Source organism: Kribbella albertanoniae (assembly GCF_004348455.1).
Classification (GTDB): Bacteria; Actinomycetota; Actinomycetes; order Propionibacteriales; family Kribbellaceae; genus Kribbella; species Kribbella albertanoniae.
Map to the genome: position 1 here is coordinate 39564 of NZ_SMKA01000018.1, position 23707 is coordinate 63270.

Sequence of the window (23707 nt, forward strand, 5' to 3'; positions counted from 1 at the left end):
CAGAAACCTTGCCCAGCAACAGAATTGTCCGGCTGAACGGCATCGACCTTCACCTCGCTGAGCAGGGCGAAGGCCCACTCGTCCTCCTGCTGCACGGCTTCCCCGAAACGTCGCATTCATGGCGCCACCAACTCGAAGCCCTCGCCGAGGCCGGCTATCACGCCGTCGCGCCGGATCAACGCGGGTACGGCGGGAGCGACCGGCCGAGCGCGATTGACCAGTACTCGATCTTCCACCTGGTCGGCGATGTCGTCGCTCTCATCCATGAACTGGGGGAGGAGCAAGCCGTTGTCATCGGCCACGACTGGGGTTCGATCGTTGCCTGGAACACCGCGCTGCTGCGGCCGGGCGTCGTACGAGGAGTTGTCGGTATCAGTGTGCCGCCGATCCCGCGGGGTGCGTTGCCGCCGCTGACCGCCACCGAACAACGCTTCGGCCCGGACTTCTATCAGAACTACTTCCAGGAGCCCGGTGTCGCGGATGCCGAGCTGGGCAAGGACATTCCAGGTGCACTCCGCCGCATCTACGCCGGCGCGCCTGCTCCCGAACCATCCCCAGGTTTCGCCGGTCGGTTCCTCGACCCGTCCACGTTGCCTGCTTGGCTTCCGGCTGAGGATCTGGCTGTCTTCGTCGACCAGTTCACCGCCAGTGGGTTCACCGGCGGCCTCAACTACTACCGCAACCTCGACCGCAACTGGGAGCAGACCGCAGCCTGGCAAGACGCCCCGATCACTCCGCCTGCGTTGTATATCAGCGGCGAGAACGACGGCGTCCGCCACCTGTATCCGCTGGACGCCGCCGCCCGCGCCATCGTCCCGAACCTCCGCGGGGCAATCGACGTACCGAATTGCGGCCACTGGACCCAGCAAGAACAACCCGACGTGGTCAACACCGCGCTTCTCGAGTTCCTGAAGGGACTCTGACTCGTACGATGGGGAGATGCCGAGATCGCCAGGCCCACCCACCGTGCGCCTCCGCCGCCTGGCCGCCGAACTGACAGCCTTCCGGGCAGCGGCCAAGCTGACCCGTGAGCAGGTTGAGGAGCAGACCGGCGTCAATCAGGGCACGCTCTGGCGACTCGAGAAGGGCCATGCCAAACCCCACAACGGCACCCTCGAGACGCTGTTCGACCTGTACGACGTTCCGGCCGGGCGCCGGGCTGAGCTGATCGAACTGGCTCGTGGGGCGAAGTCACCTGGCTGGCTCCGGCAGTATCGCGAGTACTCGCACGAGCTGTCGCAGGGGTACGCGACCTACATCAGCTTCGAGTCCGAGGCGAAGGCGGTGCACAACTTCGAGACGCTGCTCGTTCCCGGCCTGCTGCAGACCGAGGAATACGCCCGGGCGACGATGGTCGACGGTCTGCCGATCGAGGAAGAGGCTGTGCGGCGGCGAGTGCAGGTGCGGATGGAACGGCAGGCGATCCTGAGCCGGGATGCTGAGCCGCTGCAGTTCTGGGCGGTGGTTGACGAGGGTGCTCTGCACCGGGTGGTCGGCAGCCGGGAGATCATGCGTGCTCAGCTCGGCAAGTTGCTGGAGCTGAGCGAACGGACCAACGTCACCTTGCAGGTCATTCCGTTCGAGAAGGGCGCCCATGCCGGGATGAACGGGTCGTTCGCGCGCCTCATCTTCGGCACCGGCGTACCGGATCTCATCTACGAAGAGCGCTGGGGAGGCGACCTCTTCCTGGAACTGGAATCCGAGATCGACCGCTACAGCTACGTCTTCGACCAGCTCCGCGCCACCGCCCTGAGCCCGCGCGACACCAGCACCCTCATCGCAGGACTGATCGCTCGGTAGCCCAGTTGTCCACAACCTCGCGTTTTCGCTGTCGATAGGTACGACGAGAGCTCCCAACGGACGGCGGCCGACCCCGATCAGCGGCCCAAATTCGGATGGTGACAACACCGTCACCATCCGTACGGTCGTTCCATGACGACCACAAGTTCCTTCAACGGATCAAGGGTCCCTGAGCAGCGGGGCGGGCATGCTGGATCCCTGACGCCCGTGTCCGTCCCGCTTCCCATCTCCGCGGTCCGATCCACCGCAACCGCCTGGGACTGGGGGATCGCGGAGCTACCGTCAGGCGTCGAAGTCGCGGCGGATGCCGGCGAGGATGTCGCGGGTCTTGTTCGGCGGCGGTGCCGCGACACACAGCGCTTCCATCGTCGCCGTGTACTGGTCGAGGTCTTCCAGCTTGTCCAGGTAGAGGGCGCTGGTGAGGTGCTCGATGTAGACGACGTCGGCGAGGTCGGGCTCGGGGAAGCGGAGGATGCTGTACGCACCGCCGGTGGCCGCGTGGCCTCCGGCACCGAAACCCATCACCTGCAGGGTGATGTTCGGCAGTTGGCTCATCTCGATGAGGTGGTCGAGCTGCATCATCGTCGTCTTCACGCCGCCGATCGGCCGGCGCAGTACTGCCTCGTCGATAACAGCCCACAGCCGGACAGGGCTCGGACGGGTCAGCACGTCCTGACGGCTGATCCGCAGGGTGACGCGACGCTCGACCTCTTCGGCCGTGACCAGACCGCGCCCCAATTGAACGACCGCACGGACGTAGTCCTGGGTCTGCAGCAGACCGGGCACGAACTGCAACTCGTAGGAACGGATCAGGGCGGCGGCCGATTCGAGACCGAGGTAGGAGTGGAACCAGCTCGGCAGCACGTCGCCGTACCGGTGCCACCAGCCGGGGTTGTTCGCTTCACGGGCCAGGGCAAGCAGGCGCTCCCGCTCGTCCCCGTCGTCCAGACCGTAGAGGGTGAGCAGGTCGCGGACGTCCCGCTCCTTGAAGCCGACGCGGCCGAGCTCCATCCGGCTGACCTTCGACTCCGAAGAGCGGATCTCCCACCCGGCGTCCGCCCGGCTGATCCCGGCGGCGTCCCGCATCCGGCGCAGGTGCGCTCCGAGGATGATGCGGAGCGCTGTCGGTCCGCTTTGCGCGCCCGACTCCGTCACACTCACCTCCGGCCCCCAGTGGCTCAGTCCTCAGCTACCCCAGCGCGGTTCCGGGGTGAACCGGTCCCGCAGGCAGACATCATCGCATGTCCGTCACCGAATCTGCCGAAGTTCTTACATAAGCCACGCGAATCGCCATCGGTCGTGACGTTCGGTGATCCAGGGTGGTCGGCGAGCGGCTTTCTTGTCAAGACAAACTCGACCCCTCACGGGCTCTCGAACAGTGTTCGGCGCCCCCTCCGTGGGCCCACATCACGCCTGAAGTGGCCGAATTGGGTCTCGAAACGGAAAACGTGCGGATGCACGTGCATCGGGCGCTTGCATTCGCAGCGTGCCGACGCCATGATTGAATCATGCACAGAAGGTGAGCTGGCTCTCGCACTTGGTGACATCGAGAGAGCCGGTAGGCCGGTCCTACAGATCGCTGGTGACGAGCGCACCGGCATGACTGGTTGGGGAACCCGAGTCGATGATTGACGACGACAGTGAGGTAGCCGAGCACACCGCCTATGCAGGCGGACGCGCGCCCGACGAGCTGACTGAGCGGGAGATCCAGGAGCTGGTGGCGCGCTGCCCCGAGCAGCAGCGCTGGGCCTTCGAAGGCTGGTTGCGCGGTGTCCGTCAGCTCGACGGTGACCCCATCGTGAGCCTGGCCCCATGAACACGGACCGAGGAGGACGGAAGATGGTAAGGATCTGGCTGGGAGATCATCTGATCGCGGAGTACCTGGCCGAGCCTGACCGTGCCTCCCGGTACCAGCGCGTGATGACGCCCAAGTTCACCGGTCTCCGGATCACGGTGGACAACGCCGCCACCGGCAAGGCGTCCGAGCTTCCGAGCAGTGAACAGCTCTGGCCGCTCACCGTTCAGTAGGTAGTAGCAGCAAGCATTCCCGGTAACACCGAAGGCCGGTCCTCCCTCCGAGGGCCGGCCTTCGACGTTGTCTGCGCCCGTACCTCAAAGAGGGCATGGAAAAGGGCCCCTTCGTCACTCGCCTGGCGAAGGGGCCCTGGTCTTTTTCCGATCGTCTGACCCCGAGGTCAGACGAGGTAGTCGAACTCTCCGTCCTGGGCGCCGCCCAGGAAGGCCTCGATCTCCGCTTTGGTGAATACCAGCGCCGGTCCGTCGGTGTGACGCGAGTTCCGCATCGCCACGCCGCCGCCCGGCAGCTTCGCCACCTCAACGCAGTTGCCGTTGGGGCCACTCCGCTGGCTCTTGCGCCAGTCCAGCTCGGTCATGGAGTCGCCGGGCATGCCGTTGTAGATAGCAGTCATCAGCTGCACCTTCCGTACGTCCTTGGCATATGCACGTGCATTTGGGCTTGCATTTGCATCGTACACGTTTGAGGGTCTCGTGTCCGCTCCCTTACTTGCTGTCACCGTGTCGCGCTCAAGCGACCGTTCGAACACGCCGTTCGGTCGCGATCAGTGAGCGAAATCGGACCCTGAGCGGTGGGTGCATGCGATCCCGCGAGATGGGTACGGGCTACGAGCAGGCATGACCGTGGTTCAGCTAAGAGCCACGCCGTGACGAGACAGTCGCGAGGTCATCCAATGCTCAACCGTTCATTGCAGGGCAGCAGCACCACGTTTCAGTGCTCGACCGCGGCCGATCGGGCCGCTCGCGAAGCAGCCACCCGGGAGCTGATGGAACGCCGGGCCGCCAGCACCGACGAGGCCGAGCGGCAGGAGCTGCTCGAAGAGGTCGTCGAACTCAATCTGGAGATGGCGCGCGGTATCGCCCGAAGGTTCCGCGGCCGGGGTGCCGAGGCCGACGATCTGGAGCAGGTCGCCTACCTCGGGCTCGTGAAGGCCGCACACCACTACCGGCTCGAGGCCGAGACGCCGTTCATCGGGTTTGCGATCCCGACCATCCGCGGCGAGGTGAAGCGGTACTTCCGCGACTGCGCCTGGACCGTCCGGATCCCGCGCCGGCTGCAGGAGATGCAGGGCACGATCGCCGGCAAACTGCCGGAGCTGGAGCAGGAACTCAACCGCGAACCCACCCCGGCCGAGCTGGCCGACTGCCTCGATGTCGAAGTGGCCGAGGTCGAGCAGGCGATGGCCGCGAAAGGTTGCTTCAACGTGCTGTCCCTCGACCGCCCGGCCGAGACCGACGCCGACCTGACCCTGGCAGACGTGGTCGCCGACTCCGACGACGACAGCATCGACCAGCTGGAAACCGTCGAGATGCTGCAGCCGATCCTGTCCGATCTCAACGAACGCGAACGCCGGATCCTGCATCTGCGCTTCGTCGAAGGCTGGACCCAGTCCGAGATCGGCAAGGACATCGGCGTCAGCCAGATGCAGGTCTCCCGGGTCCTCCGCAAAACCCTCGACGACCTCCGCACCAAACTGACCCCCCTCCCCACCGCTGCCTGACCCTTTGCCCCCAGCAACGGTGCTCGAGGTGGGAGTGACCCGACTCGCCTGCGGTCGTTGCTTATTGCAGGTGCGGGAGGCGGCACAATGGGGGGAAGAGTGGAAGGGCCGGTGGGTTGGCGTTCGGGATGATCAGGACGGTGCCGGCGGACGCGGCTGCCATTGTGCGGGCGTATCCGCCGATGGTGGTCTGCTTTGCGGCAGCCCTGACCGGGACGGCCCTGGTCTTCGACGTGTTCTATCTGGTCGCCAGCCCGGGCCTGACGCTGGCGCTTGTCTATACAGTGCCGGTTCTGGCCGGGTTGATCGCCGGGCTGGTGGCCGCGGCCGACGATGTCGGGTTGGAGCGGCGGGTGTTGCTCCGCACGGTCGGGGTCGCTGTTGCCGTCGGCCTCACGAATGCGGTGGTGGTCGCGATGCTCGCCGCGATGTCCCGTACCGGCCCGTCGGACTGGGCAGCCGGTTTCCAGTCGATCCTGTTCGCCGGGTGTACGGTCTTCGCGGTCGCGCTGATGCTCGTCGCCTGGAGCCGGTTGATCGACGCGCTCGGGATTGAGCTTCGCACCAAGCTGCGACGTCGTGCGATCCGGCCTCCGGTCGCGGCTGCCGCCGTAGCGATCGTGCCGCGCGCCAGCAAGGAGTCGGTCGCCCGAGCAGAAGCACCCCGGGCGCCGACGCCGCCGGCAGTAGTAGAGGAGAGGACCAAGCCGCTCTTCGTCCCGCCGCCACCCAAGGTGGTCGACCTGGACGAGGCGCGGCCGGTCACCCCATCAGCCCCGACAGGCGGGGGCCACGCAGATCGCCTGACACCCCGCCCACGCCGTACGACGCCTCGCCGTACTAACAAGCCTGGAAGGCGACCGGGCTACTAGCAGCTCTCGTCCATCGCCGGCAGGTTGCCGCTGATCAGGTACGACGTCACCTTCTGATCGGCGCACGTGTTGCCGTACTCACCGAAGATTCCGTGCTTCCGCGCGTTCTGCACGGTGAGCACCCGGGAGTTGCTGATGCTCTTCCGCAAAGTCGCGGCGTTCGCGTAGAGAGTCCGCGGGTCGTATTCGGCGGCGACGATCAGTGCGTGCTCGGAGTTCGCGATCTTGGTCGGCGCCTCTTGCGGCTGCACCGGCCAGAAGGCGCACGGCGAGATGCTTCGGGTGAGCGGCGCGTAGTGCGGTTCGCGGGACCGGTGCGTCTGGATGTCGCGCCAGTAGACCTGCGGATCACGCGGAGCCGCCCGGTCGCCACAGACGATCGCCGTCTGGGCGCTGATGGTCTGCGACATCGTGGGGGAGAGGATCACATCGAGGAGTTCGCCCAGGTCGGCGCGCGGTTCCACCGGCCCATCGATCGCCTTCACCAACGACTGGACGAGGACGGCAGCGTCGGCGCGCGGCGTCTCCCGGTCGTCGTTGATCGACACGAACAACAGCATCGGCAGCAGCCCCTCGCCGACCTTGTGCCCGCCGATCTCCAGTTCGGTCGTCCGCACGTGGCGATAGACGCGGTCGATCGAGGCCAGCACCTCGCGGGTGGTCGCGCCCAGCTGGTACGTCGAGTTCCGGGCGGCTGTCCAGGACGCCCAAGCCCGCAGGTTGTCCTCGTTCACCGCACCGTTCCCCTGCAGGAGTCGCGGCCCGAACGTCTGCGGGTTCACCGGACCGTCGAGTACGACGCGATCGGTCCGCCCCGGGAACAGTTGCAGATAGACAGCCCCGAGGTAGCTGCCGTAGGAGTAGCCCAGGTACGAGATCTTCTGCTCGCCGAGCGCGACCCGGACCTGGTCCATGTCGCGCGCAGTGTTCCGCGTGTTGATGTACTGCAGCATCGAGCCGGCATTCTGCGTGCACCGCTTCGCGACATCGGCCTGGATCGCCACACTCTCCGCGTACGACGCACGCGTGCTGCCGCCTGCCCACGGCCAGCCGGCGAACGGCAGTTTGCAATCGATCGGCGTACTGCGACCGACGGACCGCGGATCCAACCCGATCAGGTCGTACCGCTGACCAACGGTCCCCATCACGTCCGGCCGGTCCAGCGCCGCGCTCAGACTCGGACCACCGGGCCCGCCGTTGTTGAGGACGAGCGCGCCGATCCGATCACCGGTCGCCTTGATCCGCGACATCGCCAGCGTGATCTTCGGTCCGTTCGGTCGGGTGTAGTCCAGCGGGACTTCGAGTTCAGCGCACTGCGCCCCGGCCTCGTCGAGAGCCTTGCCTTCGGCATCGTTCGCGTTCAGCGCGCACTGATGCCACCCAATCGGCGTCGCCTGCGCGACGGCCGTCGTACTGGTCGATGCGCCCAGAAGCGCCAGCGCCAGCAGTAGTTTCATCGTCCCCTCCTTGGAGTCACTGCAGACGCTAGAGCTGGACTCCAGCGTCTGCAGTGGCCCAAGGACCCTGATCGAGGTAGTTCCGGCGCTACCCCGCGATTGCCCGAAGGTGCCAAGGCCCGGTGCCGGGCGCGTGCTGGTAGAGCCACGTGCCCTGCATCAGTACGACGAGTTTGCCGGCCGAGTCTGTGTAGAGGACCGGGTCGACGGGAGCCGGGGCGGCCTGGTTCGTGGTGGCGTCGCGGATGATCGTGGCGTGCCACGGGTCCGAGCCAGGGACGTCCTGCCAGCCGTGCAGGATGCGGCTGTCCGTGGTCCGGACGAAGTACGTCAGCTTGCCGCTGTTGTCCAGGCTGACCACCGGGTCGCCCGCGAGCTGCACGGTTTCGATGCCGTCCGTATCGGTGGTCGGCGGGACCACGGTCGACAGCCAGGTGTCGGCACCCGGCGTCGACTGCCAGCCGTGCTGCAGTTTGCCGTCGGTGCCGCGAGCGAAGTAGACGAGCTTGCCCGAAACATCGAGACCGACCGAGGGGTTGCCGACGATGCCGGTCGCCGCCAGGGTGCTGACGACCCACGGACCGGTACCCGGTGCGGCCTGTCGGCCATAGCGCAGTTTGCCGTCGGAGGTGCGAGCCAGGAACGCGATGCGACCGTGCACGTCCTGCGAGACCACCGGATCGCCATCGAGCTGTACGGCGACGCCCGCACCATCCCGAATGATCGTCGCATGCCAGGCCGCGCTACCCGGCTGGTCCTGCCACCCATGCAGAAGCCGGCCGTCGCTGGTCCGGACGAAGTACGTGAGCTTGCCGCGGGCATCGATCGCCGCGGCGGGCCGCCCGACCGGCTGCACGGTCTCGGCACCATCGTGGTCGGTGGTCGGCTCGATAGTTGCCGACAGCCACGGTCCTGCACCCGGGGTGCTCTCCCAACCGGTCCGCAACTTGTTGTCCGGCGTTCGTGCGAAGTAGTACGCCCGCCCGATCGAGTCGGCCGCCGTCGCAATCGGTACGCCGGGAACGACGCCACCCGGTGGGTCGATCGTGCCGGTCTGCCAGGTGGTCGTCGCGGGGCCGGTCTGCTCGGTCAGTTCGACGGCGCCGTCCGCGGTCGCCTCGAACCGCATCAGCCGCCCGGTCACGTCCTGACCGATCGACGACCCCGGGCTCGTGGTCGCCCCGACCACCTTGTTGTACCGGTACGGCGTGAACGTCTTGAAGTAGCTGTTCGTCCAGATCCGTTCCTCGGCGATATGGCCGAAGTCGTACTCCTCACGGACCTTCGGCCGGGTCCGCGCCGTGTCGTACCACCCGACGAACAGGCCGACGTGGTTCACCCCACCCGATCGCCGCAGCAACGCGTCGCCCGGCTGCAGATCGTCGTACGTGATCTGCCGCATCACCGACGGCAGCGTCGCCGTACTGAGTGAGCTGCTCAGGTGCCAGGCCATCGACAGGAACCCCGAGCAGTCGCGGCGGTAGCTGCCGAACTCGTTCACGTGCGGGCTGCCGTTGTCCTGGCTGTACGGCACCTTGTCGCGGATCCACGACGCGGAGCGCAGCAGCATCTCCTGCCGCGAGATCGGGCCGTTCGCGACACTCTCTATCTGCAGATCGCGGGCCTGCGCCGTACCCGGAGCGACCAGGGTGGCTCCGAACATCAGTACGGCGGCCGCGAGGAGGCGGATTCTCATCCCTCGATGGTCGCGGTCAGCATCGTCGGCGTGAACCTGTTCGAACACCCTCGAACACCGGCTAGACCAATGGGAGACTGGAGCCGTGTGGGATCTGGTGATCGTCGGCGCCGGACCGGCCGGGGCCGCGGCCGCTCTGGGCGCGCTCGCGGTCGACCCGGGGTTGTCTGTATTACTAGTGGACCGCCACGACTTTCCGCGCGACAAGACCTGCGGCGACGGGATCGCTCCGCACGTGTTCGACCTCCTCGCTGCGGTCGGCGTGACCGGGTTGGTCGACGACTGGACCCCGGTACGGCGCTTCGTGCTGACCAACGGGGCGGTCGGAGTGGAGCGCGATATGGCCCGGCCGAACTGGGTCGTCCCGCGCGCAGTCTTCGATCAGCGACTGGTGGCGGCTGCCCAGACAGCGGGTGCTCAATTCGTTCGCCGCCGAGTGCGCAGACTCGACCTCCGGCCCGGATCGCTCATGGTCGAGGACCTGGCGGCTCGCTGTGTGATCGGTGCGGACGGGGCGCACTCCGTCGTACGGCGGGAACTCGGTGTACCGCCCGGTCCGGTCGCGCTGGCGATTCGCGGCTACGCGCCGACCCCGCCGGGACGCGCCGCCAGTCAGGTGATCGCGTACGGCGCCGGCCGGCAACCGTCGTACGCCTGGTCCTTCGATCGCGGCGACGGTCTCTCGAACGTCGGGTACGGCGAACGTCTCGCCGCCGACCGTCCGCATCCGACCCGCGCCGAACTGCTTGCCCAGCTGGAGGCTCTTCTTCCGGGGGCCACGGCCGGTGGTAGCGAGTGGCAAGGTCACCATCTTCCGCTCACCGGTTGGTCTTGGCGACCGACCAAGGGACGGGTGCTGCTCGCCGGTGATGCGGCCGGTCTGATCAATCCGATGACCGGCGAGGGGATCTACTACGCGATCGCAACCGGTCTCCTCGCTGGTCGCGCGGTCGCGGAATCCCTTCGTGGCAACGAGGCTGACCCCAGTCGCCGCTATGACCGCAGCGTCCGCAAACTCCTTGGCCGGCACATCCGCCATACGGCGCTGACGGCCTACCTCACCAACTCCCCGCACGTGCTCACCCGTGGCATCCGGGCAGCCGCGGCCGATCAGGGTGTCTTCGACGACCTGGTGGAACTCGGCCTGGCCGAGGGCACGATCACTCCGCGCCTGCTGCGAGGACTGCTCGCTGCTCGGGGGACAGGCGAGCAACCGCCGCCACGTCCAGCGCGGTCTTGATCCGGTCGACCGGCCAGTCCAGTACGGCGGCCACCCGGTCGGCGTCGAGCACCCGACCGGCCTCCCGGTACGCCGCGAGAATCGTCAGCGCATCGTCGATGACGGCGAACCCGGGCCCGCCGCTCATGTCGTCGGCGAGCTGGTGGAAGAAGTCGGCCATCAGCGCGAGGCGCCGGCCGGCCGGGCTGTCGGCACCGAACAACTCGACCCCCTCGGCCGCGATCCCGGCCCAGCTCTCGTTGGTGCGCGAGCTGGCCTGCCACGCCTTCTGCCAGACGTCTTCGGCCATCACGTAGTGCTGCAGCCGCCGGCGCGGATCAGCCTCGCGATGCAGCATCCCGACCTGCTCCAGATAGCCGATGGCCTTCGAGATCGAGGCTGGGCTGACGTGCAGCGAACTGACGAGCTCGGCCGCGGTCAGGCTGCGGCTCTCCGCGGTGTAGAGCTGGACGAGCACCCGCGCCGCCATCCGGGGGACTCCACCCTCGACCATGATCGCGGCGAACCGCTCGGCGTACTGATGGGTGTCACCGGACGGTGGTGGGCTCTGCGGCCGTAGCCGCCGGGCCCGGAACGAGGTGGCGTAGTGAGCATGGTCGGCTCGGTAGGCGCGCGCGCCGCCGTTGCGTGCGATCTCCCGGCTGATGGTTGAGGTCGGCCGGTTGAGCTGCCGCGCGATCTCGGCGTACCCGAGGCCTTCGCTCAGGCCGGCCGCGATCGACCGTCGTTCCTGCTGGGTCAGCCGGCCACCTGGCATGGGATCCTCCGCGAGCATTCATCTCTAGTCATTGCAACATCAGTGCATTCAGCTTCATATGATTGCACAGCTGCCGCTCAGTGAGCTTTCTTGCGAGATAAACGCAACGTAGCTTTCGGGCATGAGTAAAGGCATAGTGACGGTCGACGGGCTGCAGATGCAGTACGGCGAGGTCCAGGTTCTGCATGAGGTGTCGTTCGAGGCTCGGGCGGGGGAGGTGCTGACGCTGCTCGGGCCGAATGGTGCTGGGAAGAGCACGACGATCGAGATCCTTGAGGGCTTCCGGCTGCGCTCGGCCGGGCGGGTCGAGGTGCTCGGGACCGATCCGGCTGAGGCCGATGAGAGTTGGCGGGCGCGGGTCGGGATCGTGCTGCAGTCGTGGCGGGACCACGGCAACTGGCGGGTCGGTGAGCTGCTGCAACACCTCGGTTCGTACTACACGCCGTACGCGACGGCTGGAGTCGTGCGGCCCTGGCCGACCGGCGAACTGCTCGCCGCGGTCGGTCTGGCTGAGAGCGCGGATCACAAGATCCGGACGCTCTCGGGTGGTCAGCGGCGGCGGCTCGACGTGGCGATCGGCATCGTCGGGCGGCCCGAGTTGCTGTTTCTGGACGAGCCGACGACCGGGTTCGATCCCGAGGCGCGGCGTGAGTTCCACGAATTGGTCGGTCGGCTGGCTACGGAGTACGGAACGACGATCCTGCTCACCACCCACGACCTCGACGAGGCGAGCCGGCTCGCGGATCGGATCATGATCCTGACCAGCGGCCGGATCGTCGCCGTCGGGACACCGAGCGAGCTCACGACCGCCATCGCCGGTGAAGACGAGGTGCGGTGGAGCGTGGGCGGGCAGGGATTCCGGAAGCGGACCGCTGATTCGACGGAGTTCGTCCGCGGTCTGTTCGCCCAGTACGGCGAAGAGCTCCGCGAACTCGAGGTCCGCCGGGCCTCGCTGGAAGACACCTATCTCGCGCTCGTGCGCGGTCAGGAGGTAGCGGCATGACGCCCCGAAGCGCAGCGATCCGGGCCGGTTGGCGGCGTGGGCTGATCGAGTTGCGGCAGTCGTTCATGAATGGGCCCGAGTTGGTGAGTCACTTCCTCTGGCCGGCGCTCACCCTGGCTGCACTGTTCTTCCTACGGCACCGCGACTTCGGATCGAGCGGGTTGCTGCTCGGCGCGCTGGCCCTGCCGAGCATCCTCGGCATGAACGCGGCGATGGGCATGGTCGCGATGAGTCAGCAACTGACGGGCGATCGGGAGGACGGCACATTGCTGCGGGCCAAGGCGACACCGCACGGCATGCTCGGCTACCTGATCGGCAAGGTCGTCTCGGTGGCCGGCTCGCTGCTGGTCGATCTCCTGATCGTCCTGATTCCGGGGCTGATCATCGTCGGCGGGCTCGCCGTCGATGCCGCCGGCTGGTTCACTCTGATCTGGGTGCTTCTACTTGGGCTGATTGCAACGCTGCCGATCGGCGCGGTGCTGGGATCGGTCTTCACGACCGCCCGGGCGCAGGGGCTGATCCAGCTGCCGATGCTGGGCTTCATCGCGATCTCGGGCATCTTCTACCCGCTCACCGCACTCCCCACCTGGCTCGAGTGGATCGGTCAGCTGACCCCGATCTACTGGATGGGACTCGGCATGCGCTCGGCGCTGCTACCCGACGAAGCGGTCGTTGTCGAGGTCACCCAATCCTGGCGGCACCTCGAGACGGCCGGCGTTCTCGGACTCTGGGCGGTAGCCGGGCTACTGCTCGCGCCGATCGTCCTCCGCCGAATGGCACGCCGCGAGTCCGGCTCAGCAGTAGCCGACCGCCGAGAACGAGCCCTCCGAAGCGCCGTCAGATGACCCTTTCGCCAGCCGGCCAAGGGCTCTCCGCACGACCCAGTACGACGTTGAGCACGGTTCAACCACGTACGCGGCCGGCAAGTGGTCGATGCGTGCCCAAGGCGAGCCGACCGGTCGACCTTGAGCACGGTTCGACCGTCTGGGCGGCGCTCGTGTGGTTGATGGGTGCTCAAGGTTCAGCCCCAAGCAACGTGAAGCCGTGGTCGGGTGTGGAAGTTTGAGTTCCCGGCGGGTGAGACGGGACTCATTGCTGGAGGTTGGGGTGGGTGTTCACTCTGACCGGCCAGTGTTCCTCCCCAACCGGTCTGGGGCAGGGACTCGGCGACCCGCTCGCTGCGGGTTCCTAACGTCCGAACGACCGGAGACGGGCCCTCCGATCTTTCGGACGTTGGCGGGGGTCGTGGTTAACGTCCGAACGACCGGAGACGGGCCCTCCGATCTTTCGGACGTTGGCGGGGGTCGTGGTTAACGTCCGAACGACCGGAGACGGGCCCTCCGATCCTTCGGACGTTAGCTCGGAGCGGTGGCTAACGTCCGAACAGTCGGAGACGGGCCCTCCGATCTTTCGGACGTTGGCGGGCGACGTGGCTTTGTGTACCGGCGGGCGGGTAGTGGTGGCGGTCGGCGGCGGTCTGTGAGCGGGTTCAGGCTCAGCGGATCGCCTGACGGCCTACCTCTACCCGTTCGTCGGTACGCCTTGCCGAATGAAGGAGTCGGCCGGCGGTTCGGTGACCTGGCCTGCGGGTTCTTCGGACGTTGTGTGTGGGGGCGGCCTTGATCGAGCGGCCGGGACGTGAACCGGTTAGGGCGGTGGATCGTCGGTAGGGCGGGGGATCGTTAGGAATGAGTGAAGATTGGTCGTTCGGATGGGGCTGGGCTTCAGCCAGGGGCGCTAGGCGCGTTAGATTTGATCAAATCTGACAGGCGTCCAGGGAGCGTGAGCGTGCATGCAGGGTCTGACCACCGCGATTCGGTCGGGCTTGTCTGCCCTCCTTCGGAGGCAGTCGAGTCTGCTGAGCCTGCGGCAAGGTCCGACGCGCGGCCTGGTTCGGGACCTGCCGAGAGCTGGGCAGTGCTGAGCAAGGTACTCGGCGCGGTGGGGGTGCTCCTGCTGCTGACCGGGTTGTTCCTCGCCATTCGGCCGCTGCATGTCGACAGCGTCAGCTGTGGCTCGGTGTACGCGCCGGACAAGGGCATCACGCCGATGCAGTGCGACACCCGGCTGGATCACCGGATGAATCTGGTCGCCGGTCTGGCCGGGGGCGGGCTGCTGATCGCCGTGGCCGGATTCGGGTTCGCGGCCGTCCGGGAACGCCGTACCCACATCGGTTCCTGACTCCCTTTGCGGACTAGCCCGTCAGGCAGGCCGTATACAGGGGACCAAAGACCTCTAGGGTGGCCTGTATGAAGAAGGCCTCCGTGGTGACGATGGCTGACGTCGCCCGGTCCGCGGGGGTGTCGACCATGACCGTGTCCAACGTCGTCAACGGCCGGCCGCGGGTCGGTGCGGCGACCCGGGAGCGGGTGCTGGCCGCGATCACCGAGCTCGGCTACCAGGTGAACCTGGCTGCGCGGCACCTGCGTGCCGGCCGGACCGGCGTGATCGGGCTGGCCGTGCCTGAGCTCGAGCGCCCGTACTTCGCCCAGTTGGCCGGACGGCTCGCGGATCGCTTCGACGCGCACGGCCTGCGGATCGTGATGGAGCGCACCGGCGCGAGTCGCGAGGGCGAGCTCGAAGCGGTCGCGTTCTCGCGGCTGCGGATGTACGACGGCCTGATCCTCAGCGTGGTCGACATCGACCCAGGGGAGTTGTCCCGGCTGAACACCGATGCGCCGGTGGTGATGATCGGCGAGCGGGCACTGCCCTCGCGGTTCGACCACGTGCGGATGGACAACATCGGTGGTGCCCGGATGGCGACCGAGCAGCTGCTCTCGACCGGTGCCCGGCGGGTGGCGATGATCGGCGGTGATCCGTCCGGGAGCGCGACCATGCCGGGCCTGCGCGCGAGCGGCTACGCACTCGCGCATGAGGAGGCCGGCGTGCCGGTCGATCCGTTGCTGAACGTGCCGTCCAACTTCGGGCTACAGGATGGGTACGACGCGATCCGGTCGTTGCTCGATCGCGGTATCTCGTTCGACGCGGTGTTCGCATTGACCGATGTGGTGGCGATGGGAGCGCTCCGGGCGCTGGCGGATGCGGGGCTCCGGGTGCCTGCCGACGTGCAGGTGATCGGGTTCGACGATCTGGACGAGGCGGCGTACCTGGTGCCGTCGTTGTCATCGATCAATCCGGGCCACGAGCAGATGGCCGAGGAGATCACGTCCCGGATGCTGGCGCACCTCGGCGGCGCCGAGCCGGCCGGTCCGCACGAGCTGACCGTCCCGGCGCGCCTGGTGCTACGGGGTACGACGAGATCAGGCCAGTAGGCCGGCGATCTCCTGCAGTTGCTGGGGTTTCAGCGGTCCGAACTCGAGGGCACGAGCGTTCTCCTCGGCCTGCGCTACCGTCCGGAAGCCGGGGATCGGAACAGTCTGCGGACTGCGCGCCCACAACCAGGCCAGCGCGCCCTGGGCCAGGGTGCGCCGATCGCTCTGCAGCACCTCGCGGATCGCGGACACCTTCTCCCACCACTCCGGTGCCGGTACGCCGCCCTTGTCGAAGAAGCGGAGCCAGGACGGCGGCAGGCTGCGGATATCCGCACCAGTGGCCGGCCGAGTAGCGTCGCGCCGGCCGAGGATGCCCATGCCGAGCGGGGTCCGGTTGATACTGGCCAGGTCGGCCTGCTCGCAGAAGGCGAAGAAATCCGGGGCGTCGTGCAGAACGCTCGCCTCGTGCTGGATCGCTGAGCAATGGGTGCCCTCGGCAAACAACTGGGCACTGCGCAGAGTGTCTGTGCTCCAGGCGTAGCTGCGAATGAGGCCTTCGGCAACTAGTTCCTCACAGGCAGCTCGCAACGGCAGCGCCACCTCGTCACTGGTGTCGAAGTGCAACTGGTAGAGGTCAAGGTAGTCGGTGCCGAGGCGGTCCAGCGAGGCCTGAACGGCCTTGCGCAGGTACTCCGGTGATCCGTCCTGCTCGTGCATGACTCGCGTTGTCTCGTCGAAGGTGTTGCCCCACTTGCTGGCGATCACCACCTGGTCCCGGCGGCCCTCCAGCGCCTTGCCGAGAACGCGCTCGCTGTGGCCGGCGCCGTACACGTCAGCGGTGTCGAAGAACGTCACGCCGAGCTCGATCGCCCGCCGGATCGCCCGGATCGATTCGTCGTCGTCGACCTCGCCCCACCCCAGCGGATCACCGGCCGGATTGCTGAACGGACCGCCGATCGCCCAGCAGCCGAACCCGACCGGACTGACCTCGATCCCTACTCGTCCCAAGCTCCGCGTCTCCATGGCGTTGAGCCAACCAGGTGAGGGCTTATTCGTCCAATAGTTGTTTGAAACCATGTTCATGCATGAAACGCATGAACACTGAACTCTGGACGTCTGGTTCACCGGGGGTTTACGGTGCTCGGACTGTTAGGTAACCTTCCTAACAATTTTCTCCGGCACGCCCCACGGAGGTTGTATGTACCTAGCCGGAACCCGAGCCGCTGACCAGGCCGCGGCCCGGACGACCCCAGAGCGCACGGTCCTCGGCCGTGTGCCCGGCACTGTCGTCGCGCTCGGCGTCGTCAGCCTGGTCACGGACATTTCCTCCGAGATGGTGACCGCGATCCTGCCGCTCTACCTGGTCTTCGGGCTCGGTCTGAACCCGCTGCAGTTCGGACTGCTCGACGGCCTGTACGCCGGTGCGACCGCCGTACTGCGGTTGGTCGGAGGGCATGTCGCCGACCGCTGGCAGCGCCTGAAGGCTGTTGCCGGCATCGGGTACGGCGTCTCGGCGGTCGCGAAACTGGGGTTCCTGGTGGCCGGTTCGTCGGTGCCCGCGATCGGCGCCGTACTGGCCGTCGACCGGGCTGGGAAGGGCATTCGCACCGCACCGCGCGACGCCCTGATCTCACTGAGCAGCACGCCCGAAACGCTCGGGCGCTCGTTCGGTGTCCATCGGACCATGGACACGGTCGGCGCTGCCCTCGGCCCGTTGGCTGCGACCGCGGTCCTCTGGGCGGCGCTCGGCAACTACAACGCCGTTTTCGTCACCAGCTTCTCGTTGGCGACGTGCGCCGTACTGCTGCTGATGGTGCTGGTCCCGAACCGGACCCGGCTCAGCACTGAGCCGGCGAAGAACAAACCGTCCTTCCGTACCATGCTGGGGTTGTTGCGGGAGGCAAGCTTCCGGCGTTGCTGCGTCTGGGCTGCGGCGCTCGGGCTCTTCACCGTCACCGATTCGTTCCTTTACCTAGCGCTGCAACGCCGTTGGGATATCGACGGCCGGTTGTTCCCGCTGCTGCCGCTCGGGACCGCGGGCGCGTTCCTCCTGCTGGCGATTCCGCTTGGCCGACTCGGTGACCGCATCGGTCGCTGGAAGATCTTCATCGCCGGGCACTTGGCGCTGGTCGTCGCGGTCCTGCTGGTCTGCGGGCCGATCGGCAACTGGTGGCTGGCTCTTGCGTTGCACGGGGCTTTCTACGCAGCCACGGACGGCGTGCTGCCGGCGGCCGCCGGCCCGATGCTTCCCAAGGAGCTTCGGGCGTCGGGCCTCGCCGTACTGCAGACCGGCCAGGCGCTGGCGCGGATGGTCTCGGCCGTCACCGTCGGACTGCTCTGGACGTTGTGGGACGTCGGCCCGGCCCTGCTTCTGTTCACTGCGGCCCTGCTGACGGTGACCGTCGCCGCGGCCGTGATCCGACCGTTGGAGGCTGCACGATGAGGAAGATCATCGCCCTGATCGCCGGCTTCGCCGTACTGCTGGGCGGTGCCGTCGCGTACGTCGTCTCCGCGCGGCATGGCGGTGCCGCCGTGAACGCCGTAGCGGTGAGCACGGGGCAGACGCTCGCCCTGGAGCCGTCGACGCTGTTCTTCCGCAATCTCGCCGACGGGCCGGACCGCGGGAAACTCGCGGCCGTCCCGGCGGCCGATCCAGCGGCGGCCAGACGTGTCGGGGAGTTGTCCTGCGATCGGTTCGCCGCAGCACGGGGTACGGCGATCTGCCTGCGACTCAAGCCGGATTCGCTGCCACCGCTCACCGAGATGATCGTCCTCGACGCGAGCCTGAAGGAGGTCTACCGCGCGACGCTCCCTGGTACGCCGAGCCGCGCCCGGGTCTCGCCCAACGGCCGGATCGTCAACTGGACGCTCTTCGTCAGCGGCGACTCCTATGCGGCCAGCAGCTTCTCCACCCGGACCGGCTTCTACAACCTGGACAACCAGCACATCATCAAGTCGGTCGAATCACTCCCGGTCTTCGTCGACGACAAGCGGTACTTCGCCTCGGACGTGAACTTCTGGGGGATCACCTTCGCTGCCGACGGCAACCGCTTCTACCTGACCATGGCCAGCAAGGGCAAGACCTACCTGATCGAAGCCGACAACGCGAACTACCTCGGTCAGGCGATCGCCCGGAACGTCGAGTGCCCCTCGCTGTCACCGGACGGCCGCCGGATCGCCTACAAACAGAAGGTTGCCACTGGCAAATGGCGCCTGGCGGTGCTGGACCTTGCCACCCGCAAGGTGACCAACCCGCCCGACGACCGTCTGCTCGACGATCAGCCGGTGTGGCGCGACAACACCACGTTGCTCTACCCACTCCGTGCTCCCGACGGAACCACCGACATCTGGTCCGTCGGCCTGACCAAACCGCCCACCCTGCTGGTTCGGCACGCCACCAGCCCGTCCCTCGGCGGCGGCCAGAAGCCGTGAGGTCCGCCGAGTCGTCCAGATGGTTCTACGCCCCACGGAGGTTGTCATGAGCAAACGAATACGCCGGTGGTCGGCAGTGCTGCCACTGGTGCTGGTCGCCGGGGTCGGCGTCTCCGCCGCCACCGCCGGTACCACGGCAGACGTCCTGCTGTCCCGGGGACAGCCCGTCCTCGCGTCCAGCCTCGAGGACGGCACCTTCCCGGCCGAGAACGCGGTCGACGGCAACACCACGACACGGTGGGCCAGCATGGAAGGTGTCGACCCGCAATGGCTCTGGGTCGATCTCGGTCAGGCGGCCGATGTTCACCGGGTCAAACTCAACTGGGAGGCGGCCTACGCGTCGTCGTACCGGATCGAGGTCTCCGACGACGGCACGAACTTCACCACGACGAAGTCGCTGACCGGCCAGAACGGCGGGACCGACGACATCACCGGACTATCCGGCCACGGCCGGTACGTGCGAGTTGTCGGCACCCAGCGCGGCACGGCCTGGGGATACTCGCTGTTCGAGCTCGAGGTCTACGGCGTCACCGATTCCACTGGTGACACCGAGGCTCCGACAGTTCCGGCCGGCCTGACGAGTACGGGGGTCACGTCGTCCTCGGTCGCACTCAGCTGGAGTGCGTCGAGCGACAACATCGGTGTCTCCGGGTACGACGTACTCCGCAACGGTGTCGCGGTTGCGACAGCCACGAGCACGTCGTACACGGATGTCGGTCTCACCGCCGACACCTCGTACAGCTACAGCGTGCGAGCGCGGGACCTGGCCGGCAACGTGTCGGGGACGAGTACGGCGATCACGGCGAGGACGAGCGCGGGTGGCACCAATCAGTTCGTGCTCGCCGCGGCCGGTGACATCGCCAAGCAGTGCACCGCGTCGTCCTCGTCCTGTATCCACCCGAAGACCGCGAACGTGGTCGACTTCATCAAGCCGGCCAACGTCATCACGATGGGCGACAACCAGTACGACGACGCCTACTTGTCGGACTTCCAGAACTACTACGCCAAGACGTGGGGCAGGTTCAAGAGCATCACCAAGCCGTCGGCCGGTAACCACGAGTCGTACGCCGAGCCTGCGTTCAGTGGGTACGAGGGGTACTTCGGGGCGATCGCGAAGCCGCAGGGCAAGCGCTACTACAGCTGGGACAAGGGCAACTGGCACTTCGTCGCCCTCGACTCGAACGACTTCGTCAGCGGCGGTTCGTCGTCGACCCAGATGGCGTGGCTGAAGGCCGACCTGGCCGCCACGAACAAGGGCTGTATCGCCACCTACTACCACCATCCCCGCTGGAGTACGGGCGAGCGGGGCAGTATCGGCAACGCCGCGCTGTGGAAGGTGATGACCGACAACAAGGTGGATCTGGTGCTGAACGGGCACGACCACCACTACGAGCGGTTCTACCCACTGAACGGCGACGGTCAGCGGGACCCGAACGGAACCGTCGAGATCATCGGCGGGATGGCCGGCGCCAGCCCGTACGACCTCGGGCCGGCTGAATCCATCACGGCCAAGCGGCTGAGCACGTACGGCGTGCTGAAGCTGAACATGACCGACAACTCGTTCACCTCGACGCTGCTGGGCCTGAACAACGAGGTCCTGGACAGCAGCCCGACCTACACCTGCAAAGCGAAGCCCTGAGATCAGACGTCACTAGCCAATCGAGCCGCCAGGGCGTGGTTCATCGCCACGAACTGCGGCTCGATTGTCGTGCGCAACATCGAATGTAGGAACGGTACGGCGATACCGCGGAACTCCTCGTCGTGGATCAGCCTGGTGCGCGCACCGGGCTGATCCTCCAGCCGGTAGGTGTGCTTGCCGTCGAACAGACCACCGAAGCCGACCCGACTGAGCCAGGTGAGCTCCCGGTCCGGCTCGACGACCAGCACCTTCGGAGTGAAGGTGCGTTCCTTCCCCTTGGTGTCGCGGATGCGTGTGCTGACGGTCGACCCGACCGCCAGCTCACCGGTCAGCGAGAAGATGAACGGATTCCACTCGGGGTAGGCCGCGCTGTCGGTCAGCACCCGCCAGACCTCCGCCGGGGGCGCGTCGAGGTCGATCGTGGTCCGCAGTGCGAAAACCTTGGTCATGATCGGGAACCGTACAAGAAGGTCTGCCCGAAAGGCTCCTGTCGGCCGCTACCTGCCGACCTAGGCTGACAGAGACCTGGGGAGGTAGTGCGGAATGACGCAGACGGCTGACAGCGGGATCGACGAGCTACGGACCACGATCGCCGGGCTGGTGGTCGGGCCGCGGGATGCGGCGTACGACGATGCCCGGCGGGTCTGGAACGCCGCGATCGATCGGCGACCGGCTTTGATCGCGCAGTGTGTGAGCGTCGCCGATGTCCGGACGGCCGTCCTGTTCGGGGTGCACAACGGGCTGGAGATCTCGATCCGTGGCGGCGCGCACAGCATGTCCGGGGCGGCGGTCGTCGACGACGGGCTGATGATCGACGTCAGCGCGCTCAACAAGATCACCGTCGACCCCGAGGCGAAGCGCGCGGTGGTGGGCGGCGGTGCGTTGCTGTCCGAGCTAGATGCCGCAACGGCGGAGTACGGACTGGCAGCGCCGGCCGGGATGATCAGCCACACCGGCGTCGCGGGGCTCACGCTCGGCGGCGGGATGGGCTATCTGACCCGCAAGTTCGGGCTCAGCCTCGACAATGTGCTGTCGGTGCAGATCGTCACCGCCGATGGCCGGGTACTGCGCGCTGCGGCCGACGAGAATCCCGAGCTCTACTGGGCTGTTCGTGGGGGTGGCGGCAACTTCGGTGTCGTGACCGAGTTCGAATTCCAGCTGCACGAGATGGCGCCGATCGTCCAGTACGGGCTGCTCTGGTGGGACCTCGAGCATGGCGCCGACGTACTGCGGCTTGCGCGTGATCTGGTTCCGAACCTGCCGCGCGAGGTCACCGTGATCATCGGTGCGCTCAATGCGCCGCACGCCCCGTTCGTGCCGGCCGAGCACCAGCTCAAGCCTGGCTATGCGCTGGTCGTCGTCGGCTTTGAAGCTGAGCAGTTCGAGGAGACTGTCGACCAGGTCAGGACCGCGCTGCCGCCGACCGTCGAGTTCACCACGCCGATGCCGTTCACCGAGGTCCAGAAGTCGATCGACGAGCCGAACGCGTGGGGCCACTACTGCTACGACAAGGGCATCTATATCGAGGACCTCACCGACGAGGCGATCGAGGTGATCACCGACCAGGTCGCGCGGAAGGTGTCGCCGCTGTCGAACACTCTCTTCTACCGTCTCGACGGCGCCTACTCAGAGATCGATGACGACGAGACCGCCTTCGGTGGCGGCCGTTCCCCGCGCTACGCGGTCTTCCTGGTGGCGATCTCGTCGACCGCCGAAGGCCTGCCGCCGGAGCGTGACTGGGTGCGGACGTTCTGGGAGGAACTCCAGCCGCACGCTCTTGGCACCGGCAGCTATGTCAACGCGATGGCGGAATTCGACACCGACCGCGTGCGGGCGTCGTACGGGGAGAAGAAGTACGCGCGGTTGCAGGGGATCAAGACGGTCTACGACCCGGACAACGTGTTCCACCGGAACATGAACATCGAGCCGTTGTAACAGTACTTATATAAGTGCTGTTACGATGGCTCGGTGGATGATCCGACAGAACAGAGTCAGTGGCGTGCGCTCCATCAGTTGCTGGGGCGAATCGATGGTGAGATCGGCCGGGTCTACACCGACCGGGACATCCAGGGGCTCAAGCCCAACTACGTGATGGAGCTGCTGCGGCTTCATCTGCGTGGGCCGATGACGATCACCGAGCTGGCCGAGTCGGTGGGCCGGACGCATTCCGCACTCAGCCAGAAGGTCGCCGCGATGCGGACGGCCGGGTTGGTGCAGACCGAGGCTGGGCCGGATGCCCGCGCCAAGGTGGTCGCGTTGACGCCGAAGGCTCAGGAGCTGGCCGGGTTGCTGGCGGCGGAGTGGCGGGCCACCGAGGCGGCCATCGCCGAGCTCGAGGCCGAGCTGCCGTACCCGATGAGCCAGGTGGTGCGCGACATCGAGGAACGGCTGGCCCGGAAGAGTTTCTATCAGCGTGTGACCGAGAAGCTCGCCGAATGAAGGGTGTGCTGATCGACCTGGCTCCGCTGCGGGCGTCGCGCCCGTTCCGGCGGCTGTGGTTCGGCCAGGTGGTGTCGATCTTCGGTGCGCAGTTGGCGTTCGTCGCGGTGATGTTCCAGGTCTGGGACGACACGCACAGCACGGCCTGGACCGGCGCGATCGGTCTCGCGCAGGCGCTGCCGTTGATCGTGCTCGGCCTCTTCGCCGGGGCGGCCGTCGACCGGTTCGAACGGCGGCGGTTCTATCTGGTGATCACGATCTTCCAGCTGATCACCGCGCTCGTGATGGCGAGTCAGCTCGTGATCGGTTCGGTGCCGGTCGGCGTACTGCTCGGATTGGTGTCGATGCAGTCCGCCCTCGGGGCTGCGTCCGGTCCGGCCGCCCGAAGCATCCTCCCGCAGCTCCTTCCGCGCGAGCTGCTGGCCGGCGGTATCGCGCTCAACCGGATCGCCTTCCAGGGCGCGATGCTGGTCGGCCCGGCGGTCGGTGGACTGATCGTCGGCGCCTGGGGCCCGAGTACGGCGTACCTGGTCGATGCGTTGACCTTCACCGCAGCCCTGTACGGCGTCCTGGGCCTGCCACTGCTCCGGGTCAAGGGGGAGGTGCGGCCGGGGTTGCGTGGGG

Annotated in this window: 24 protein-coding genes; 17 read left to right on the forward strand and 7 right to left on the reverse strand. The window is 67.0% G+C overall.

The window, feature by feature from the left end:
- The first annotated feature begins 8 nt into the window (after nt 1–8).
- Nucleotides 9–923 carry an alpha/beta fold hydrolase gene (locus E1261_RS07325; RefSeq protein ID WP_132403881.1) on the forward strand — a complete coding sequence of 305 codons (915 nt, stop codon included), beginning with the start codon at nt 9–11 and terminating at the stop codon, nt 921–923.
- A 16-nt stretch (nt 924–939) separates the two neighbouring features.
- Nucleotides 940–1800: a helix-turn-helix domain-containing protein gene (locus E1261_RS07330; RefSeq protein WP_132403884.1), complete on the forward strand. Its 861-nt coding sequence runs from the start codon at nt 940–942 to the stop codon at nt 1798–1800.
- A 282-nt stretch (nt 1801–2082) separates the two neighbouring features.
- Here E1261_RS07330 and E1261_RS07335 read toward each other — a convergent pair whose 3' ends face one another.
- Nucleotides 2083–2955 carry a helix-turn-helix domain-containing protein gene (locus tag E1261_RS07335; protein WP_132403947.1) on the reverse strand — a complete coding sequence of 291 codons (873 nt, stop codon included), beginning with the start codon at nt 2953–2955 and terminating at the stop codon, nt 2083–2085.
- 469 nt (nt 2956–3424) lie between these two features.
- On the opposite strand from E1261_RS07335, the gene E1261_RS07340 reads away from it, so the two are divergent.
- Both E1261_RS07340 and E1261_RS07345 read left to right on the forward strand, forming a co-directional pair.
- Nucleotides 3425–3616, forward strand: coding sequence for a hypothetical protein (locus tag E1261_RS07340; protein ID WP_132403887.1), 192 nt, complete (start codon nt 3425–3427; stop codon nt 3614–3616).
- Nucleotides 3617–3639: 23 nt separating this feature from the next.
- The gene (locus E1261_RS07345; protein ID WP_132176115.1) at nt 3640–3828 is read left to right on the forward strand and encodes a hypothetical protein; all 189 of its coding nucleotides are present in this window, start codon (nt 3640–3642) and stop codon (nt 3826–3828) included.
- A gap of 167 nt (nt 3829–3995) precedes the next feature.
- On the opposite strand, the gene E1261_RS07350 is transcribed toward E1261_RS07345, so the two are convergent.
- A complete protein-coding gene (locus E1261_RS07350) occupies nt 3996–4229 on the reverse strand; it encodes a DUF397 domain-containing protein (protein ID WP_132403890.1) in 234 nt (77 codons plus the stop codon).
- Nucleotides 4230–4508: 279 nt separating this feature from the next.
- Here E1261_RS07350 and E1261_RS07355 point away from each other — a divergent pair, with 279 nt between their 5' ends.
- Together E1261_RS07355 and E1261_RS07360 are read left to right on the forward strand one after the other, a co-directional pair.
- Nucleotides 4509–5336, forward strand: a complete 828-nt coding sequence (locus tag E1261_RS07355) for a SigB/SigF/SigG family RNA polymerase sigma factor (protein WP_132403893.1) — start codon at nt 4509–4511, stop codon at nt 5334–5336.
- Between the two features lie 128 nt (nt 5337–5464).
- On the forward strand, nt 5465–6208 hold the full coding sequence (locus E1261_RS07360; RefSeq protein WP_238176063.1) for a hypothetical protein: 744 nt from the start codon (nt 5465–5467) through the stop codon (nt 6206–6208).
- Here E1261_RS07360 and E1261_RS07365 read toward each other — a convergent pair.
- A complete protein-coding gene (locus E1261_RS07365; RefSeq protein WP_132403899.1) occupies nt 6205–7665 on the reverse strand; it encodes an alpha/beta hydrolase in 1461 nt (486 codons plus the stop codon). The two genes, E1261_RS07360 and E1261_RS07365, sit on opposite strands and share 4 nt — an antisense overlap.
- A gap of 88 nt (nt 7666–7753) precedes the next feature.
- Nucleotides 7754–9361, reverse strand: coding sequence for a DUF8189 domain-containing protein (locus tag E1261_RS07370; protein ID WP_132403902.1), 1608 nt, complete (start codon nt 9359–9361; stop codon nt 7754–7756).
- 85 nt (nt 9362–9446) lie between these two features.
- Between E1261_RS07370 and E1261_RS07375 the strand changes: the two genes are divergently transcribed.
- Nucleotides 9447–10601, forward strand: coding sequence for an NAD(P)/FAD-dependent oxidoreductase (locus E1261_RS07375; protein WP_202874421.1), 1155 nt, complete (start codon nt 9447–9449; stop codon nt 10599–10601).
- On the opposite strand, the gene E1261_RS46260 is transcribed toward E1261_RS07375, so the two are convergent.
- Nucleotides 10522–11358, reverse strand: coding sequence for a GbsR/MarR family transcriptional regulator (locus tag E1261_RS46260; protein ID WP_165952407.1), 837 nt, complete (start codon nt 11356–11358; stop codon nt 10522–10524). The two genes, E1261_RS07375 and E1261_RS46260, sit on opposite strands and share 80 nt — an antisense overlap.
- Nucleotides 11359–11479: 121 nt before the next feature.
- On the opposite strand from E1261_RS46260, the gene E1261_RS07385 reads away from it, so the two are divergent.
- From E1261_RS07385 to E1261_RS07400, 4 genes are all read left to right on the forward strand, one after another.
- Nucleotides 11480–12361, forward strand: coding sequence for an ABC transporter ATP-binding protein (locus E1261_RS07385; RefSeq protein WP_132403908.1), 882 nt, complete (start codon nt 11480–11482; stop codon nt 12359–12361).
- On the forward strand, nt 12358–13206 hold the full coding sequence (locus E1261_RS07390) for an ABC transporter permease (protein ID WP_132403911.1): 849 nt from the start codon (nt 12358–12360) through the stop codon (nt 13204–13206). The genes E1261_RS07385 and E1261_RS07390 overlap by 4 nt, the downstream gene beginning before the upstream one ends.
- Before the next feature lie 1072 nt (nt 13207–14278).
- On the forward strand, nt 14279–14542 hold the full coding sequence (locus tag E1261_RS07395) for a hypothetical protein (RefSeq protein ID WP_132403914.1): 264 nt from the start codon (nt 14279–14281) through the stop codon (nt 14540–14542).
- A gap of 68 nt (nt 14543–14610) precedes the next feature.
- On the forward strand, nt 14611–15633 hold the full coding sequence (locus tag E1261_RS07400; protein WP_132403917.1) for a LacI family DNA-binding transcriptional regulator: 1023 nt from the start codon (nt 14611–14613) through the stop codon (nt 15631–15633).
- Here E1261_RS07400 and E1261_RS07405 read toward each other — a convergent pair.
- Complete coding sequence (locus tag E1261_RS07405; protein WP_132403921.1) at nt 15622–16596, reverse strand: aldo/keto reductase; 975 nt, start codon at nt 16594–16596, stop codon at nt 15622–15624. The two genes, E1261_RS07400 and E1261_RS07405, sit on opposite strands and share 12 nt — an antisense overlap.
- A gap of 175 nt (nt 16597–16771) precedes the next feature.
- On the opposite strand from E1261_RS07405, the gene E1261_RS07410 reads away from it, so the two are divergent.
- From E1261_RS07410 to E1261_RS07420, 3 genes are read left to right on the forward strand one after another with little or no spacing between them, the layout of a single operon-like run.
- Nucleotides 16772–18016 carry an MFS transporter gene (locus E1261_RS07410; RefSeq protein WP_132403924.1) on the forward strand — a complete coding sequence of 415 codons (1245 nt, stop codon included), beginning with the start codon at nt 16772–16774 and terminating at the stop codon, nt 18014–18016.
- Entirely contained in the window at nt 18013–19005 is a 993-nt protein-coding gene (locus E1261_RS07415) for a TolB-like translocation protein (RefSeq protein ID WP_132403927.1), read from the forward strand. Before E1261_RS07410 ends, E1261_RS07415 begins: the two co-directional genes overlap by 4 nt.
- 46 nt (nt 19006–19051) lie before the next feature.
- Nucleotides 19052–20644 (forward strand): discoidin domain-containing protein, encoded by a 1593-nt coding sequence (locus tag E1261_RS07420; RefSeq protein WP_132403930.1) that lies wholly within the window; start codon nt 19052–19054, stop codon nt 20642–20644.
- A 2-nt stretch (nt 20645–20646) separates the two neighbouring features.
- Here E1261_RS07420 and E1261_RS07425 read toward each other — a convergent pair whose 3' ends face one another.
- Nucleotides 20647–21093, reverse strand: coding sequence for an SRPBCC domain-containing protein (locus E1261_RS07425; RefSeq protein WP_132403933.1), 447 nt, complete (start codon nt 21091–21093; stop codon nt 20647–20649).
- Between the two features lie 94 nt (nt 21094–21187).
- Between E1261_RS07425 and E1261_RS07430 the strand changes: the two genes are divergently transcribed.
- The 3 genes from E1261_RS07430 to E1261_RS07440 form a co-directional block, all read left to right on the forward strand.
- Nucleotides 21188–22579, forward strand: a complete 1392-nt coding sequence (locus E1261_RS07430) for an FAD-binding oxidoreductase (RefSeq protein WP_132403936.1) — start codon at nt 21188–21190, stop codon at nt 22577–22579.
- 33 nt (nt 22580–22612) lie between these two features.
- Entirely contained in the window at nt 22613–23083 is a 471-nt protein-coding gene (locus E1261_RS07435) for a MarR family winged helix-turn-helix transcriptional regulator (protein WP_202874431.1), read from the forward strand.
- Nucleotides 23080–23707: MFS transporter (locus E1261_RS07440; protein WP_132403939.1), on the forward strand; the 628-nt coding region annotated here is incomplete at its 3' end. The genes E1261_RS07435 and E1261_RS07440, both read left to right, overlap by 4 nt.